This is a genomic window from Delftia sp. PE138, from assembly GCF_018320755.1.
GTDB lineage: Bacteria > Pseudomonadota > Gammaproteobacteria > Burkholderiales > Burkholderiaceae_C > Comamonas > Comamonas tsuruhatensis.
Genome location: NZ_JABEPN010000006.1, coordinates 13,875 through 28,247 on the forward strand (window position 1 = coordinate 13,875; position 14,373 = coordinate 28,247).

A 14,373-nucleotide genomic window follows, 5' to 3' on the forward strand; every position below is an offset into this window, starting at 1 on the left:
CCGATCTTGTGAATGGCTATGCCATGGTTGTCGTGTGTGCCGGAAAGCCGGGCTTTTCCTGCAGGGCGCCCGGCAAATACTCGACACATTCGCGCGTCCAAATTTGTATCGACGATTTCAAAACGTTAGAAAAATTCTATCAAACCCTGCGCCTTGCTTCTACTTCTCCTTTTGCGCCACGGCAGGCCCGGCATGGGAATTGCATCAATGCAGGCAGACAGGACCCGTCCCCCATGAAAACCGCTCTCAACTTTCTTGTGGCCGCGCGCCAGTGCGAAATCGGCGAGCTGGAGCAACTGCAGCGCACCAGCGCACTGGTGGATCTGCTCAGCCGCCTCATCCATGCGCTGCAAAAGGAGCGCGGCCTGTCCAACGTCTTTCTGGCCAGCGCGGGCGCGCATGGCGGCGAGGCACGGCTGGCGCAGATGGCCGAGTGCGACCGGATTGCCGCGGCGGCGCTTGACGGCTTCGACCGGCTGGACATGCAGCCCGGCCAAACAGACTCCACGGGACACCCCGGCCATGGCGCGCGGCTGTTCAGCCGCATCGCCCATGTGCTGCAGTGCCTGGACGCCCTGCCTGCGCTGCGCGAGCGCGTCGCCAGCCACGACCTGTCGCCGGAGGCGGCCACCGCCATCTACATCGAGCTGGTGGCAGGCCTGCTGGCCGTGGTGTTCGAGGCGGCCGACAGCGCACCCGAGCCCGGTATCTCGCGCCTGCTGGTGGCCTTGTTCAACTTCATGCAGGGCAAGGAATTCGCGGGCCAGGAGCGTGCCACGGGCGTGGCCGCCTTTGGTGCGGGCGTCAGCGAAGCGCCGCGCCAGCAGCACTGGCTGCACCTGATCGCCTCGCAGGAGCGCTGCTTTCAGGTCTTTGCGGAGTTTGCGCCGCCCCATTCCCTGGCCCTGTGGCAAGAAAGCAGCGCGGCCGACGCCACGCTGGCCGTGATCGAACGCCTGCGCCGCGTGGGCTGCACGGCCGCGCCGGGCACTCCCCTGGCGCCAGAGATGGCCGAGCCCTGGTTCGACAGCTGCTCGCGGCGCATGGATGCGCTGCACACCGTCGAGGCCCGCCTGACGGCCGAGCTGCAGCAGCAGTGCCAGCGCTGCATTGTCGATGCGCGCGCCGCCCTGAAGACGCTGCTGCAGGCGCCGCAGGCAATGGAGATCACGCCCGTCTCCGCCACGCTGGCGCTGGGCGGGCTGCAGCCCCCGGCCGCGCGTCTGGGCCCGCAGCTGGACCGATCCATGATGGACCTGGTGCAGGACCAGTCCCAGCGGCTGCAGGCCATGCAGGCCGAGCTGGAGACCGTGCGCGCCACGCTGACGGAACGCAAGCTGCTGGAGCGCGCCAAGGGCCTGTTGATGACACGGCGCCAGCTCAGCGAAGGCGAGGCCCACAAGCTGCTGCGCCAGACCGCCATGAACCAGAACCGCCGCTTGGCCGAAGTGGCGCAGGCCGTGCTTTCCATGGCCGATCTGCTGCCGCCCGCCCCATGAACCCGGGCCGCTGCGCGCCATGTTGCAGCGCAGCACCGACTTGGTGCAGTGCTGTGGCAAGTCGCGCACCAGAAGGTGGCCCGGCGCGGACGGCAAGGCCGGTGGAGTGCATGGTCCCCCTTGAACGCCGCCTGGCACGGTTTCTGCATTGACTCTGGCAAATCCCGGCCAAAGGCGGCCGGGAACCCGGTCTTGATTCAGGGCCCCAGGACAACGGCGTCACTCTCCCCGCGCAGCGCGGCCGGAGAGGACGCCGTTTTGCTTGGGACATGCCGGTTTGCAAGTGTTCCATTCCCGACGATCGAAGGAGTTCCGCCATGGCGTCCACGCCCCAGCCCACCACAGGCCCTCTCACCTCCGGCCCGGCACTGCCCCGGCGCGATTTTCTGCGCCAGGCCGGCACGCTGGCAGGTGGCGCGGCGCTCTACACCCAGCTGGGCCACCACGGCGCCTGGGCGGCAGGCTCGGATGCGCCCGAGAAAAAGGAAGTGCGCATCGGCTTCATTCCGCTGACCGATTGCGCCAGCGTGGTCATGGCCTCGGTGCTGGGGATCGACCAGAAGTACGGCGTCAGGATCATTCCCTCCAAGGAAGCGAGCTGGGCTAGCGTGCGCGACAAGCTGGCCAATGGCGAACTGGACTTTGCCCATGTGCTGTACGGCCTGGTCTACGGCATGCACCTGGGCGTGGGCGGCGCCAGGAAGGACATGGCCGTGCTGATGACGCTCAACCACAACGGCCAGGCCATCACGCTGTCCAAGAAGCTGGCCGACAAGGGCGCCGTCAACGGCGCAGGCCTGGCCAAGCTGATGGCCAGCGAAAAGCGCGAATACACCTTTGCCCAGACCTTTCCCACGGGCACGCATGCCATGTGGCTGTACTACTGGCTGGCGGCCAACGGCATCCACCCGCTCAAGGATGCCAAGGTCATCACCGTGCCGCCGCCGCAGATGGTGGCCAACATGCGCGTGGGCAACATGGACGGCTTTTGCGTGGGCGAGCCCTGGAACCACCGCGCCATCATGGACGGCATCGGCGTCACGGCCACCACCTCCCAGGCCATCTGGCAGGACCATCCCGAGAAGGTGCTAGGCACCACGGCCGAATTTGCCCGCCAGAACCCCAATACGGCACGCGCCGTGACGGCCGCCATCATCGAGGCTGGCCGCTGGATCGACGAGAGCCTGGCCAACAAGACCCGCATGGCCGACACCATTGCCGGCAAGGCCTATGTGAACACCGGCGTGGACGCCATCAACCAGCGCATCCTGGGCCGCTACCAGGACGGCATGGGCAAGACCTGGGACGACCCCCACCACATGAAGTTCTATGGCGACGGCAGCGTGGGCTATCCCTATCTGTCCGACGGCATGTGGTTCCTCACCCAGCACAAGCGCTGGGGCCTGCTCAAGGAGCACCCCGACTACCTGGGCGTGGCCCGCTCCATCAACCGCCTGGACATCTACCAGCAGGCCGCCACCGCCGCCAAGGCCCCGCTGCCCAAGGGCGAGATGCGCAGCAGCAAGCTGATGGACGGCACGGTCTGGGACGGCAAGGACCCGCGCAAGTACGCGGACAGCTTCGCCATCAAGGCCTGAGAGATCCCCTTTGAAGACCCATCCCACCGAGGAACACACCATGGTCAGCGCCGTCTTCCACTTCCCGGCAGAGTCCTCCACCGCCGCCGCCCCGCCTGCGCCGGTTTCCCCCACCGCTGCATCCCCGGTCCCGGCCATGCAGGCTGCACCGGCAACGCCCAGGACTCCCGCCCCTGCGCGCGACTGGGCGGCGCTGTCGCGCGCCTTCTGGCTGGCCGTGCTGCCGCCGCTGTGCGGCCTCGGCCTGCTCGTGGGCGTGTGGTCCCTGGTGGCCGCGGGCTCCGGCCAGAGCATTCCGGGGCCCCTGGCGACCTGGCAGCAGGCGGTGGAGATTTTCAGCGACCCGTTCTACCGCAACGGCCCCAATGACCAGGGCGTGGGCTGGAACGTGCTCGCTTCGCTGCAGCGCGTGGCCGTGGGCTTCGGCCTGGCGGCCCTGGTCGGCATTCCGGCCGGCTTCGTGATCGGGCGCTTCAACTTCCTGTCGCGCATGTTCAACCCGCTGATCAGCCTGCTGCGCCCGGTGTCGCCGCTGGCCTGGCTGCCCATAGGCCTGCTGGTCTTCAAGGGCGCCAACCCGGCGGCCATCTGGACCATCTTCATCTGCTCGATCTGGCCCATGCTCATCAACACCGCCGTGGGCGTGCAGCGCGTGCCCCAGGACTACATGAACGTGGCGCGCGTGCTCAACCTCAGCGAATGGAAGATCGCCACCACCATCCTGTTCCCGGCCGTGCTGCCCTACATGCTGACCGGCGTGCGCCTGGCCGTGGGCACGGCCTGGCTGGTCATCGTCGCGGCCGAGATGCTCACCGGCGGCGTGGGCATCGGCTTCTGGGTCTGGGACGAGTGGAACAACCTCAACGTCAAGAACATCATCATCGCGATCTTCGTGATCGGCATCGTAGGCCTGCTGCTGGAGATGGCCCTGGTCAAGCTGGCAACGGCATTTACGTTCGAAGAGGTGAAAGCATGAATGCATCGTCCAAGTTCATCGAGATCCAGGGCGTGGAGCAGAGCTTCAAGACCGCCAAGGGCCTGTTTCCGGCGCTGCGCAATATCGACCTGACCATTGCGCGGGGCGAGTTCGTCTCGCTGATCGGCCACTCGGGCTGCGGCAAGTCCACCCTGCTGAACCTGATCGCGGGCCTGACCACGCCCACCACGGGCGTGCTGCTGTGCGCCAACAAGGAGATCAAGGGCCCCGGGCCTGAGCGCGCCGTGGTCTTCCAGAACCACTCGCTGCTGCCCTGGCTGACCTGCGAGGGCAACATCCACCTGGCCGTGGAGCGCGTCTATGGCCGCACGGAAAGCCGCGCCCAGCTCAAGGCCCGCACCCTGGCCGCGCTGGAACTGGTGGGCCTGGCCCATGCCGCGCACAAGCGGCCCGGCGAGATATCGGGCGGCATGAAGCAGCGCGTGGGCATTGCGCGCGCGCTGTCGATGGAGCCGCAGGTGCTGCTGATGGACGAGCCCTTCGGCGCGCTCGATGCGCTCACGCGCGCCAAGCTGCAGGACGAGCTGCTGGAGATCGTGGCGCGCACGCAAAGCACCGTGGTCATGGTCACGCACGATGTGGACGAGGCCGTGCTGCTGTCCGACAAGATCGTGATGATGACCAACGGCCCGGCCGCCACCATCGGCGAGGTGCTGCAGGTCGGCCTGGCCCGCCCGCGCAACCGCGTGGCGCTGGCCGAGGACGACCTCTACCGCCAGTGCCGCAAGGCCGTGATCGATTTCCTCTACACCCGCCAGGGGCATGTGGAAAAGGCGGCCTGAACCTTCGCAGGTCCTGCCGCCTTCGAGACCCTGCCCATGGCGGGCAGGCCGAGCCCCGGCTCAGTGCCGGCCCGAGATGTAGTGCTCCAGCTGCTCGATGATGAACTTCTGCTCGGAGATGATGTCCTTGACCAAGTCTCCGATGGAGATCAGGCCCAGCAGCTTGCCGCCTTCGTCCACCACGGGCAGGTGGCGCAGCCGGTTCTCGGTCATCACCGCCATGCACTCCTGCGTGGTCTGGGTGGGGCCGACGAACAGCACGTCGCGCGTCATCACGTCGCGCACCAGGGTGGCGCCGGAGGTGCGCCCCAGCAGCGCGATCTTGCGCGCGTAGTCGCGCTCGGTGACGATGCCGGCGATCTCGCTGCCCTCCATCACGAGCAGGGCGCCAATGCCCTTGTCGGCCATGAGCCGCAGCGCGTCGAGCACGGAATCGGTAGGCGCGATGCTGTACACCGCGCTGGTGGCCTTGGACTTGAGAATGTCTGCAACTGCTGTCATGAGTGCCTTTCAGTCGTTCGCCAATTCGGTTCTAGTGTCATCCGAACTGCGCCCAAAAAGCAACAGGGCCAGCGCGTGTATGCACACGCACCGGCCCTGCCCGATTCAGTGAATGCGGCCCTTCAGCGGCGGCCGCCCAGCAGGCTGCCACCAATCTTCATCAGATCGCTGAGACCTACCTGGCCGTCGCCATCCTGATCGAGCAGGCTGCCCAGCAAACCACCACCCAGACCGCCCTGCTGCTGCGCCTGCGCATGCTCGCGGCCCAGCACCTGGCCCAGGCCGCCGGCATCCATGCCGCCTGCGCTCACGCGCTGTGCAAGAAAGGACATGACGATGGGGGCCAGCAGCTGCAGCAGCTGGGCCGCGCCGCCGCTGCCCAGGCCCGTGGCCTGGCCCAGTCCGTCCTGCGCGCGCTGCTGGTTGCCGCCCAGGATATGGCCCAGGATGGCTGCGCCGTCGAGCCCGCCGCCCGCATTGCCGCCTGCGCCTGCGCCGCCGCCCAGCAGCGAGCCCAGCAGGCCTCCCAGATCCAGCCCGCCGGCGCCACCGCTGGCCGCGCCGTGGTCGCGCTGCAGCGCGCCGAAGAGATTGGCCGCGCCCTGCGGATCGGCCGCATTGCGGCCCAGCGAGCCCAGCAGCACGGGAAGGGCCGCGCCCACGGCACTTTCGGTCTGAGCGGGGCTGGCGCCGATCTGGTCTGCCATCTGCTGCATGGGCGCGCCCTGCAGTTGGGCCATCAGTTCGGCGGCCAGGGAAGAGCTGGAGTTCATGGTCGTTCCTTCATCCGGTCGCCCGGTCAACACAAAGTCACATGGTAGCGCCGGCCGGTGCAGCGGGCATGACGGCGCAGCGCCCCAAGTGTCAACGATGTTTTCCAGCGCCCGGATCGCGCTCAGCCCGTGGTCAGCGCCGGCTGCGGCTGGGTGCGCGGCGGCCGCAGCGGCGGCAGCGGCGCCTGCGCCTTCATGGACCGGCGCAGCGCCACTGCGTCGGCCACGGCCGCCGGTGCCCGGGCCGTGGCGTCCAGCCGGAAGACCTGCACGGTCTCCGACACGGTCTGCGCCTGGGCCTGCAAGGCCATGGCCGATGCCGCGTTCTGCTCCACCAGCGCCGCGTTCTGCTGCGTGATGTTGTCCAGATGCGCCACGGCCGCGTTGACCTGCGAGATGCCGCTGAGCTGCTCGTTGGAGGCGCTGTGGATTTCGCCGATCAGCAGGTTCACGCGCCGCACCAGGTCCAGCGATTCGGTCATGGTTTTCTGCGCGACCTCGGTGCGCTGATTGCCATCCAGCACCTTGGCGGCGGAGTCGTCTATGAGTTCGCGGATCTCCTTGGCCGCTGCCTGCGTGCGCTGCGAGAGGCTGCGCACTTCGGCCGCCACCACCGCAAATCCCCGGCCCTGGTCGCCCGCGCGCGCGGCCTCCACGGCGGCGTTCAGCGCCAGGATGTTGGTCTGGAAGGCGATGGAGTCGATGAGCTGCGTGATCTCGCCGATACGCCCCGACGCGGCCTGGATCTGCTTCATGGTGGCCGCCACGCCGTCGACGGCGCCGCTGCTGCGCTCGGCCACCTCGCTGGCCTGGGTGGCCAGGTCCGTGGCCTGGCGCGCCGACTCGGCCGTGTGCTTGACCGTGCCCGTGATCTCCTCCATCGAGGCCGCCGTCTGCTGCAGGTTGCCGGCCTGGGTTTCCGTGCGCGCGGACAGGTCCTGGTTGCCCTGCGCGATTTCCCGCGTGGAGATCTGCATCTTGTCGCTTTCCTCGCGCGCATCGCGCACGATGGACAGCAGGTTCACATTGAGCTGGCTCAGCGCCTTCTGCAGATCGCCCACCACGTCCTTGCGCGTGATGCGTATGGTCTGCGTCAGGTCGCCGGCCGCCAGGCGGTTGGCCTGCAGCACCATCTGCGCCAGCGGCGCCACGGTCAGCCGGTACGCCCAGGCCCCGGCCAGCCCCGTGAAGATGCAGACCGCCAGCCAGGCCAGCGCGGACCATGCATCCAGCGTGTGCCCTCCCGCCATCGCCGCGCCAAAGGCCGCCGCCACCACCAGGAAGAAGATCAGCACCAGCTTGCCTGCCAGGCCCAGGCTCAGCGCGCTGGCAAGACGTCCGCGCAGGTTGTTGCGCACCAGATGGCCGGCGCGCAGCACGTGGACCTTGCGCCCTGCGTCCTTTTCGGCGCGCATGGTGGCGTAGAGGCGCTCGGCCGCATCCGTCTGCTCGCGCGTGGCCTCGGTGCGCACCGACATGTAGCCCGAGGGCCGGTCGCCTTCCATCAGCGGAGTGACATTGGCCATGACCCAGTAGAAGTCGCCGTTCTTGCGCCGGTTCTTCACGGGCGCCGACCAGGGCAGGCCGGCCGAGATGGTGGCCCACATGTCGCGGAAGGCTTCCTCGGGCATGTCGGGGTGGCGGATCATGTTGTGGGGCTGGCCCAGCAGTTCTTCGCGCTCGTAGCCGCTGACCTCGATGAACATCGGGTTGCAGTAGAGGATGCGCCCCTTCAGGTCCGTGGTGGACACCAGGGTCTGGCCCTTGGGAAATGCGTATTCACGCGTGCTGACTGGCAGATTCACTCTCATAGGCGTGGTCCCTTGAAGAAGAAAAATCCTTCACGTCATTGCGGCCCTGGCTTACTGCAGGACCCGGTGGCTTGTTGTACCCCGATTCGTCGCATTTGAAACAAATCGCCACAAAACCTCCATTCGATTCAGACATCTGATTGCGCGCTCTCGATAGCGGGCGCACCGCCTTGAGGCATGCGACGCACCACCATGGCTCGGCCGCCGGGCGGCAGCCCCGAGGACAGCGCCCCCGCAGGGCTGCGCGCCCTGGCATGCCGCTTGCTTCATCCCGTGCGTGGCCATTGCAGGCCATGGGGGCAAGGCGCAACGAGGTGCCGCTGCCCCAGGGACAAAGGCGTCAACCCGCGCGCAGGCAGCAGCCGCGCAGTGGGGATGACGCCTTTTTGCTTTTCGAACCGATGCGGGGGCGCAATGAAGAAATCCAGGCTGGTGATGGTGGGCAACGGCATGGCCGGCGTGCGCACGCTGGAAGAGCTGCTCAGGATCGCGCCCGACCTCTACGAGATCACCGTGTTCGGCGCCGAGCCGCACCCCAACTACAACCGCATCATGCTGTCGCCGGTGCTGGCGGGCGAGCAGCAGCTGGACGAAATCATCCTCAACGACTGGTCCTGGTATGCCCGGCACGGCATCACCTTGCATGCAGGCTGCCGCGTGCATGCGGTGGACCGGGCGCGCCGCGTGGTGCACGCCGTGGACGCCACCGGCCAGCCCGTGAGCGCCGGGTACGACCGCCTGATCCTGGCCACGGGATCGCGCCCCTTCATGCTGCCCGTGCCCGGGCGCGAGCTGGAAGGCGTGCTGGGCTACCGCGACATTGCCGACACCCAGGCCATGATCGCGGCGGCCGCCAGCCACCGCCAGGCGGTGGTCATCGGCGGCGGACTGCTGGGCCTGGAGGCCGCCAACGGACTCATGAAGCGCGGCATGGAGGTCACCGTGGTGCATGCGGGCGAGCGCCTGCTGGACCGCCAGCTCGACGAGACCGCCGCCGCCTTGCTGCAGGCCTCGCTGGCCGAGCGCGGCATGCGCTTTCTGATGCAGGCCCAGACCCGCGCGCTGACGGGCGATGGCCGGGGCCGCGTGGCCTGCGTGCACCTGCAGGACGGGCGCGATGCGCCGGCCTCGCTCGTGGTCATGGCCGTGGGCATCCGACCCGAGACCGCGCTGGCCGAGCAGATGCACCTGCACGTGCAGCGCGGCATCGTGGTCAGCGACACGCTGCAGACCGTGACCGACCCGCGCATCTATGCCGTGGGCGAATGCGCGGCGCACCGGGGCGTGGCCTACGGGCTGGTGGCGCCGCTGTTCGAGCAGGGCAAGGTGCTGGCCAACCACCTGGCCGAAATCGGCATCGGCCGCTATCCGGGCTCGCAGACCTCGGCCAAGCTCAAGGTCACGGGCATTCATCTGTTCAGCGCAGGCGACTTCCGCGGCGACGACGGCACGGAGGAAATCGTGCTCAGCGACCCCGGCGCGGGCGTGTACCGCAAGCTGGTGCTGCGCGGCGACAGACTGGTCGGCGCCTGCCTGTATGGCGACACCGAAGACGGTGGCTGGTACTTCCGCCTGTTGCGCGATGGCGTGGCAGTGCAGGAACTGCGCGACCGCCTCATGTTCGGCGAAAGTCAAGCCAGCCAGGCCGACCCGGCCAGCGGCCCGTGACGGCGCCCGCCCCCGTGCCCTGCCCTTCCCTCATCCACCCCAGGCCCACCATGCAAGAAACCCGATCCACCTGCCCCTACTGCGGCACAGGCTGCGGCGTCATCATCGAAAGCGATGGTGCGCGCATCACGGGCGTGCGTGGCGATCCGGCGCACCCCGCCAACCACGGCCGCCTGTGCACCAAGGGCAGCACGCTGCATCTGACGGCCTCGCCCGCCCTGGCGCGGCAGACCCGGCTGCTGCAGCCCGCCCTGCGCACCACGCGCGGGGCGGCGCCCCGGGACATCAGCTGGGATGCCGCGCTGGACCTGGCAGCCGGCAGGCTGGCCTCCATCGTGCAGGAGCACGGCCCCAACGCCGTGGGCCTCTATGTGAGCGGCCAGTTGCTGACCGAGGACTACTACGTCTTCAACAAGCTGGCCAAGGGCCTGATCGGCACCAACAACATCGACACCAATTCGCGCCTGTGCATGAGCAGCGCCGTGGCGGGCTACAAGGCCACGCTGGGCGCCGACGCGCCACCGGCCTGCTACGAGGACGTGGACCATGCGGACTGCCTGTTCATCGTCGGCAGCAACGCGGCATGGGCCCACCCCGTGCTCACGCGGCGCATCGAGCAGGCGCGTGCCGCGCGGCCGCAGATGAAGATCATCGTGGCCGACCCGCGCCGCACCGACACGGCCGGCATGGCCGACCTCTTCCTGCCGCTGCGCCCCGGCAGCGACACCCTGCTGTTCCACGGCATGCTGCACATCATGGAGCTGGAAGGCTGGCTGGACCGGGACTACATCGCGCGCCACACCAGCGGCTTTGCCGATCTGCAGGCCCTGCTCGGACAGGCCACGCCCGAGCGCGTGAGCGAGGTCTGCGGCCTGCCCCGCCACGACCTTTTCCAGGCCGCGCAGTGGTTCGCGCTGGGAGGAGATGCGCGGGACGGCGCCGCCCGTGGCGCAACGCTCAGCCTGTACTGCCAGGGCCTGAACCAGAGCAGCAACGGCACGGCCAAGAACGCCGCGCTGATCGGCCTGCACCTGGCCACCGGCCAGATCGGGCGCGCAGGCGCGGGACCGTTCTCGCTCACGGGCCAGCCCAATGCCATGGGCGGGCGCGAGGTGGGCGGGCTGGCCAATCTGCTGTCGGCCCACCGCGACCTGGCCAACCCGGCCCACCGCGCCGAAGTGGCCGCCCTGTGGGGCGTGGACGCCGTGCCGCCCCGCCCTGGCAAGACCGCCGTGGAGATGTTCGAGGCCGCCGCCGAGGGCGAGATCCGCGCGCTGTGGATAGCCTGCACCAACCCCGCGCAAAGCATGCCCGACCAGGCCCTGGTGCGGCGCGCGCTGCAGCGGGCCGAATTCGTCATCGTGCAGGAGGCCTTCGCCACCACCGCCACCTGCGCCTACGCCGACCTGCTGCTGCCCGCCACCACCTGGGGCGAGAAGATCGGCACGGTGACCAACAGCGAAAGGCGCATTTCGCGCGTGCGCCCCGCCGTGGCCGCACCGGGCGCCGCGCGCCATGACTGGCGCATCGCCGTGGACTGCGCGCGGCGCATGGAAACGCGGCTGCGCCCGGGCCGGCCCAGCCTCTTCCCTTACGACACCGAGGACGCCGCCGCAGGCGCCGAAGCCATCTGGAACGAGCACCGCGAAAGCACGCGCGGGCGTGACCTGGACATCACCGGCCTGTCCTGGGATCTGCTGGACGCGCAAGGCCCCCAGCAATGGCCGCTGCCCGAAGGCGCAGCCCTGGGCCGCGCACGGCTCTACGAAGACGGCCGCTTTCCCACGCCCGATGGCCGCGCCCGCTTTGCCCTGCTGCCCTGGCAGCCGCTGGCCGAGTCGCCCGATGCGAGCTACCCCTTCAGCCTGACCACGGGCCGGCTGCGCGACCAGTGGCACGGCATGAGCCGCACGGGCCAGCTGGGACGACTGTTCGGCCAGGCTGCCGAGCCCAGTGTGCAGATGCATCCGCAGGACATGGCCGAGCGCGGCCTGCGCGCGGGCGACCTGGTGCAGGTGAGCAGCCGCCGCGGTGCCCTGCTGGTGCCGGTGCAGCCCGATGCCACGCTCGCGCCCTCCCAGCTCTTCATGGCCATGCACTGGGGCGGCGAGTACCTGGGCGGCACGGCCACGGGGGGCCTCAACGCACTGACCACGCCGGCCTTCTGCCCCGCATCCAAGCAGCCTGAACTCAAGCACACGGCCGTCAAGCTGCAAAAGGCCGCTCTGCCATGGACCCTGCTGGCCATGGCCTGGCTGCCCGAGGACCGCGTGCTGGCCGTGCGCGAGCAGCTGTCTGCCCTCATGCCGCACTTCGGCTTTGCCAGCTGCGTGCCTTTCGGCAATGCCGTGCCGCTGCAGGACGCCGCCCGCGCCCGCCACGGAGTGCTGCTGCGCGCCGCCGCGCATGAGGCGCCCGACGACGCCCTCATCGCGCAGATCGAGTCCCTGCTGGGCCTGGATGCCGCCGACACCCTGCGCTACAGCGACCGCCGCCGCCAGCACAGCCGTGCGCTGCGGCTGGACCGCACCAGCCTGTCCACCACGGTCGAAGCCTTGCTGCTGGCCGGAGACACGCGCGCCGGCAGCTGGCTGGGCACCCTGCTGAAGGACCAGTTGCCGGCCCAGGACTATGGGCGCCTGCTGCTCATGTCCTCGGCCTCGGCACCGCTGCCCCTGGCGCAGCGCACGCGCCAGGTCTGCGCGTGCTTCGACGTGGACGAGGCCGCCATCGAAGGCGTGCTTGCGCGCTGCGAGGGCAGCGACGATGCCCGCCTGGCCGCTTTGCAAGGCCAATTGCGCTGCGGCACCAACTGCGGCTCCTGCCTGCCTGAACTCAAGCGCCTGGTGCGCCACATCCCCGTTGCGCCCAGCCCGCAGGCGGCATGAAAGAGGCCATGGAACGACAGGTTTGCATATATAGCGAAAAGTAATGAAACCTGCGGGAAAATATGCGCCCACAGGATTCCACCCACGATCACCACGCCATGGGCATCAGCCAATACATCAAGGAAATAGGCCGCGGCGCACGCGGAGCCAAGGCGCTGGAGCGCGCGCAGGCCGCCGACCTGTTCGGCCAGGTGCTGGACGGGGGCGTCACCGATCTGGAGATCGGCGCCTTCTGCATCGCCATGCGCATCAAGGGCGAGACGGTCGAGGAGATGAGCGGCTTCCTGGATGCCGTGCATGCGCGCGCCGCGCGCTTTCCCGCATCGGCCCATGGCCGCCCCGTGATCGTGCTGCCCAGCTACAACGGCGCGCGCCGTCTGCCCGTGCTCACGCCCCTGCTGGCCCTGCTGCTGGCGCGCGAAGGCCTGCCCGTGCTGCTGCACGGCATGCGCACCGAGGCGCGGCGCATCCTGGCCAGCGATGTGCTGCAGGCGCTGGGCATTGCGCCGCTGCAGGCACCCCAGGCACTCGATGGCGGCCAGGTGGCCCATCTGCATACCGAACACCTGCATCCGGCGCTGGCCCGGCTGCTGTCCGTGCGCGAGGTCATCGGCCTGCGCAATCCGGGCCACAGCGTGGTCAAGCTGCTGGCGCCCTGCGACGGCCCGTCCTTGCTGGTGACGGCCTACACCCATCCCGAGTACCTGCCCATGCTGCACGGCACCTTCGGGACGCTGGGCATGAATGTGCTGCTCTCGCGCGGGCTGGAAGGCGAGGTCGCGGCCGACCCGCGCCGGCTGCCGCGCTACGACGGATTCGTCGCAGGCGCCCACCAGCTGCTGGCCGAGCAGCAAAGCGGCACGGCCTCCGAAATCCCGGGCCTGCCCGCCGAGATCGACGTGGACACCACGGCGCGCTACACCGAGGACGTGCTTGCGGGCCGCCTGCCCGTGCCGCCGGCGCTCACGCGCCAGGTGGAACACATCGTCCACCTTGCCGATCAGATTCGCTGAACACCCCAGAAAAACGGAGCCCCGCCATGACGACCCCGTCCCCCACCCCCGCAAACACCGCCCGGCGCGGCAGCTGCACCCTGGTCGGCGCCGGCCCCGGCGACCCGGAGCTGCTGACCATCAAGGCCCTCAAGGCCATACAGACGGCCACCGTGCTGCTGGTCGATGACCTGGTCAGCGATGCCATCGTGGCCCATGCCTCGCCCACGGCGCGCATCGTCTACGTGGGCAAGCGCGGCGGCTGCAAGAGCACGCCCCAGGCCTTCATCGAAAAGCTCATGCTGTCCGCCGTGCAGGATGGCGAGACGGTGGTGCGCCTCAAGGGCGGCGACCCCTTCATCTTCGGGCGCGGCGGCGAAGAGGTGGAGCATCTGCGCGAGGCCGGCATCGAGGTCCAGGTCGTCAACGGCATCACGGCCGGCCTGGCCGGGCTCACCAGCCTGGGCGCGCCGCTCACGCACCGCGACCGGGCGCACGGCGTGGTCTTCATCACCGGCCACGCCAAGCCCGGCGACAGCGGCACGGACTGGCGCCAGCTGGCCGCCACCGCGCGCGATGCCCGGCTCACCCTGGTGATCTACATGGGCGTGAGCAGCGTGGAACACATCCGCGCCGAGCTGCTGCACGGCCTGCCCGCCGCCACGCCCGTGGCCGTGATCCAGCACGCCAGCCTGCCGCAGCAGCGCCATGCACTGGCCACGCTGGACACGCTCGTGCAATGCATTGCCGACACCGGCCTGGGCAGCCCCAGCGTCATCGTCGTTGGAGATGTGGTCCATGGCATTCGGGCAATGGCCGAACCCCAGGAGCAGCCCAACCCTGCGGTTGCTGCCGCCTGAGTGC

At 69.1% G+C, this 14,373-nt stretch carries 11 protein-coding genes; 8 read left to right on the forward strand and 3 right to left on the reverse strand.

Features of this window, described 5'->3' with window-relative positions; genetic code table 11:
- The first annotated feature begins 233 nt into the window (after nucleotides 1–233).
- The 4 genes from HFGMBDPB_RS19980 (at nucleotide 234) to HFGMBDPB_RS19995 (ending at nucleotide 4,876) form a co-directional block, all read left to right on the forward strand.
- Entirely contained in the window at nucleotides 234–1,499 is a 1,266-nt protein-coding gene (locus HFGMBDPB_RS19980; protein WP_212646087.1) for a nitrate regulatory protein, read from the forward strand.
- 317 nt (nucleotides 1,500–1,816) lie between these two features.
- Nucleotides 1,817–3,097, forward strand: coding sequence for a CmpA/NrtA family ABC transporter substrate-binding protein (locus HFGMBDPB_RS19985; protein ID WP_034367671.1), 1,281 nt, complete (start codon nucleotides 1,817–1,819; stop codon nucleotides 3,095–3,097).
- Between the two features lie 40 nt (nucleotides 3,098–3,137).
- Nucleotides 3,138–4,073: a nitrate ABC transporter permease gene (ntrB, locus tag HFGMBDPB_RS19990; RefSeq protein WP_034367678.1), complete on the forward strand. Its 936-nt coding sequence runs from the start codon at nucleotides 3,138–3,140 to the stop codon at nucleotides 4,071–4,073.
- Entirely contained in the window at nucleotides 4,070–4,876 is an 807-nt protein-coding gene (locus tag HFGMBDPB_RS19995) for an ABC transporter ATP-binding protein (RefSeq protein ID WP_017407363.1), read from the forward strand. Before ntrB ends, HFGMBDPB_RS19995 begins: the two co-directional genes overlap by 4 nt.
- Before the next feature lie 60 nt (nucleotides 4,877–4,936).
- On the opposite strand, the gene HFGMBDPB_RS20000 is transcribed toward HFGMBDPB_RS19995, so the two are convergent.
- The 3 genes from HFGMBDPB_RS20000 to HFGMBDPB_RS20010 form a co-directional block, all read right to left on the reverse strand.
- The gene (locus tag HFGMBDPB_RS20000; RefSeq protein WP_016449718.1) at nucleotides 4,937–5,377 is read right to left on the reverse strand and encodes a CBS domain-containing protein; all 441 of its coding nucleotides are present in this window, start codon (nucleotides 5,375–5,377) and stop codon (nucleotides 4,937–4,939) included.
- Nucleotides 5,378–5,499: 122 nt separating this feature from the next.
- A complete protein-coding gene (locus tag HFGMBDPB_RS20005) occupies nucleotides 5,500–6,150 on the reverse strand; it encodes a DUF937 domain-containing protein (protein WP_016449719.1) in 651 nt (216 codons plus the stop codon).
- 122 nt (nucleotides 6,151–6,272) lie between these two features.
- Nucleotides 6,273–7,961, reverse strand: coding sequence for a methyl-accepting chemotaxis protein (locus HFGMBDPB_RS20010; protein ID WP_016449720.1), 1,689 nt, complete (start codon nucleotides 7,959–7,961; stop codon nucleotides 6,273–6,275).
- A 414-nt stretch (nucleotides 7,962–8,375) separates the two neighbouring features.
- On the opposite strand from HFGMBDPB_RS20010, the gene HFGMBDPB_RS20015 reads away from it, so the two are divergent.
- The 4 genes from HFGMBDPB_RS20015 to cobA all read left to right on the forward strand — a co-directional run bounded on the left by HFGMBDPB_RS20015 (nucleotide 8,376) and on the right by cobA (nucleotide 14,369).
- Entirely contained in the window at nucleotides 8,376–9,629 is a 1,254-nt protein-coding gene (locus tag HFGMBDPB_RS20015; protein WP_212646088.1) for an NAD(P)/FAD-dependent oxidoreductase, read from the forward strand.
- A gap of 50 nt (nucleotides 9,630–9,679) precedes the next feature.
- Nucleotides 9,680–12,517: a nitrate reductase gene (locus tag HFGMBDPB_RS20020; protein ID WP_212646089.1), complete on the forward strand. Its 2,838-nt coding sequence runs from the start codon at nucleotides 9,680–9,682 to the stop codon at nucleotides 12,515–12,517.
- Nucleotides 12,518–12,615: 98 nt separating this feature from the next.
- Nucleotides 12,616–13,530, forward strand: a complete 915-nt coding sequence (ybiB, locus tag HFGMBDPB_RS20025; protein WP_034367674.1) for a DNA-binding protein YbiB — start codon at nucleotides 12,616–12,618, stop codon at nucleotides 13,528–13,530.
- A 26-nt stretch (nucleotides 13,531–13,556) separates the two neighbouring features.
- A complete protein-coding gene (gene cobA / locus HFGMBDPB_RS20030) occupies nucleotides 13,557–14,369 on the forward strand; it encodes a uroporphyrinogen-III C-methyltransferase (protein ID WP_151019989.1) in 813 nt (270 codons plus the stop codon).
- Nucleotides 14,370–14,373: the final 4 nt, after the last annotated feature.

Excerpts from the sequence above, each read along its gene's own strand:
- HFGMBDPB_RS19980 (WP_212646087.1), top strand. The coding sequence starts at position 234 with ATGAAAACCGCTCTCAACTTTCTTGTGGCCGCGCGCCAGTGCGAAATC.
- HFGMBDPB_RS19985 (WP_034367671.1), top strand. The coding sequence starts at position 1,817 with ATGGCGTCCACGCCCCAGCCCACCACAGGCCCTCTCACCTCCGGCCCG.
- ntrB (WP_034367678.1), top strand. The coding sequence starts at position 3,138 with ATGGTCAGCGCCGTCTTCCACTTCCCGGCAGAGTCCTCCACCGCCGCC.
- HFGMBDPB_RS19995 (WP_017407363.1), top strand. The coding sequence starts at position 4,070 with ATGAATGCATCGTCCAAGTTCATCGAGATCCAGGGCGTGGAGCAGAGC.
- HFGMBDPB_RS20000 (WP_016449718.1), bottom strand. The coding sequence starts at position 5,377 with ATGACAGCAGTTGCAGACATTCTCAAGTCCAAGGCCACCAGCGCGGTG.
- HFGMBDPB_RS20005 (WP_016449719.1), bottom strand. The coding sequence starts at position 6,150 with ATGAACTCCAGCTCTTCCCTGGCCGCCGAACTGATGGCCCAACTGCAG.
- HFGMBDPB_RS20010 (WP_016449720.1), bottom strand. The coding sequence starts at position 7,961 with ATGAGAGTGAATCTGCCAGTCAGCACGCGTGAATACGCATTTCCCAAG.
- HFGMBDPB_RS20015 (WP_212646088.1), top strand. The coding sequence starts at position 8,376 with ATGAAGAAATCCAGGCTGGTGATGGTGGGCAACGGCATGGCCGGCGTG.
- HFGMBDPB_RS20020 (WP_212646089.1), top strand. The coding sequence starts at position 9,680 with ATGCAAGAAACCCGATCCACCTGCCCCTACTGCGGCACAGGCTGCGGC.
- ybiB (WP_034367674.1), top strand. The coding sequence starts at position 12,616 with ATGGGCATCAGCCAATACATCAAGGAAATAGGCCGCGGCGCACGCGGA.
- cobA (WP_151019989.1), top strand. The coding sequence starts at position 13,557 with ATGACGACCCCGTCCCCCACCCCCGCAAACACCGCCCGGCGCGGCAGC.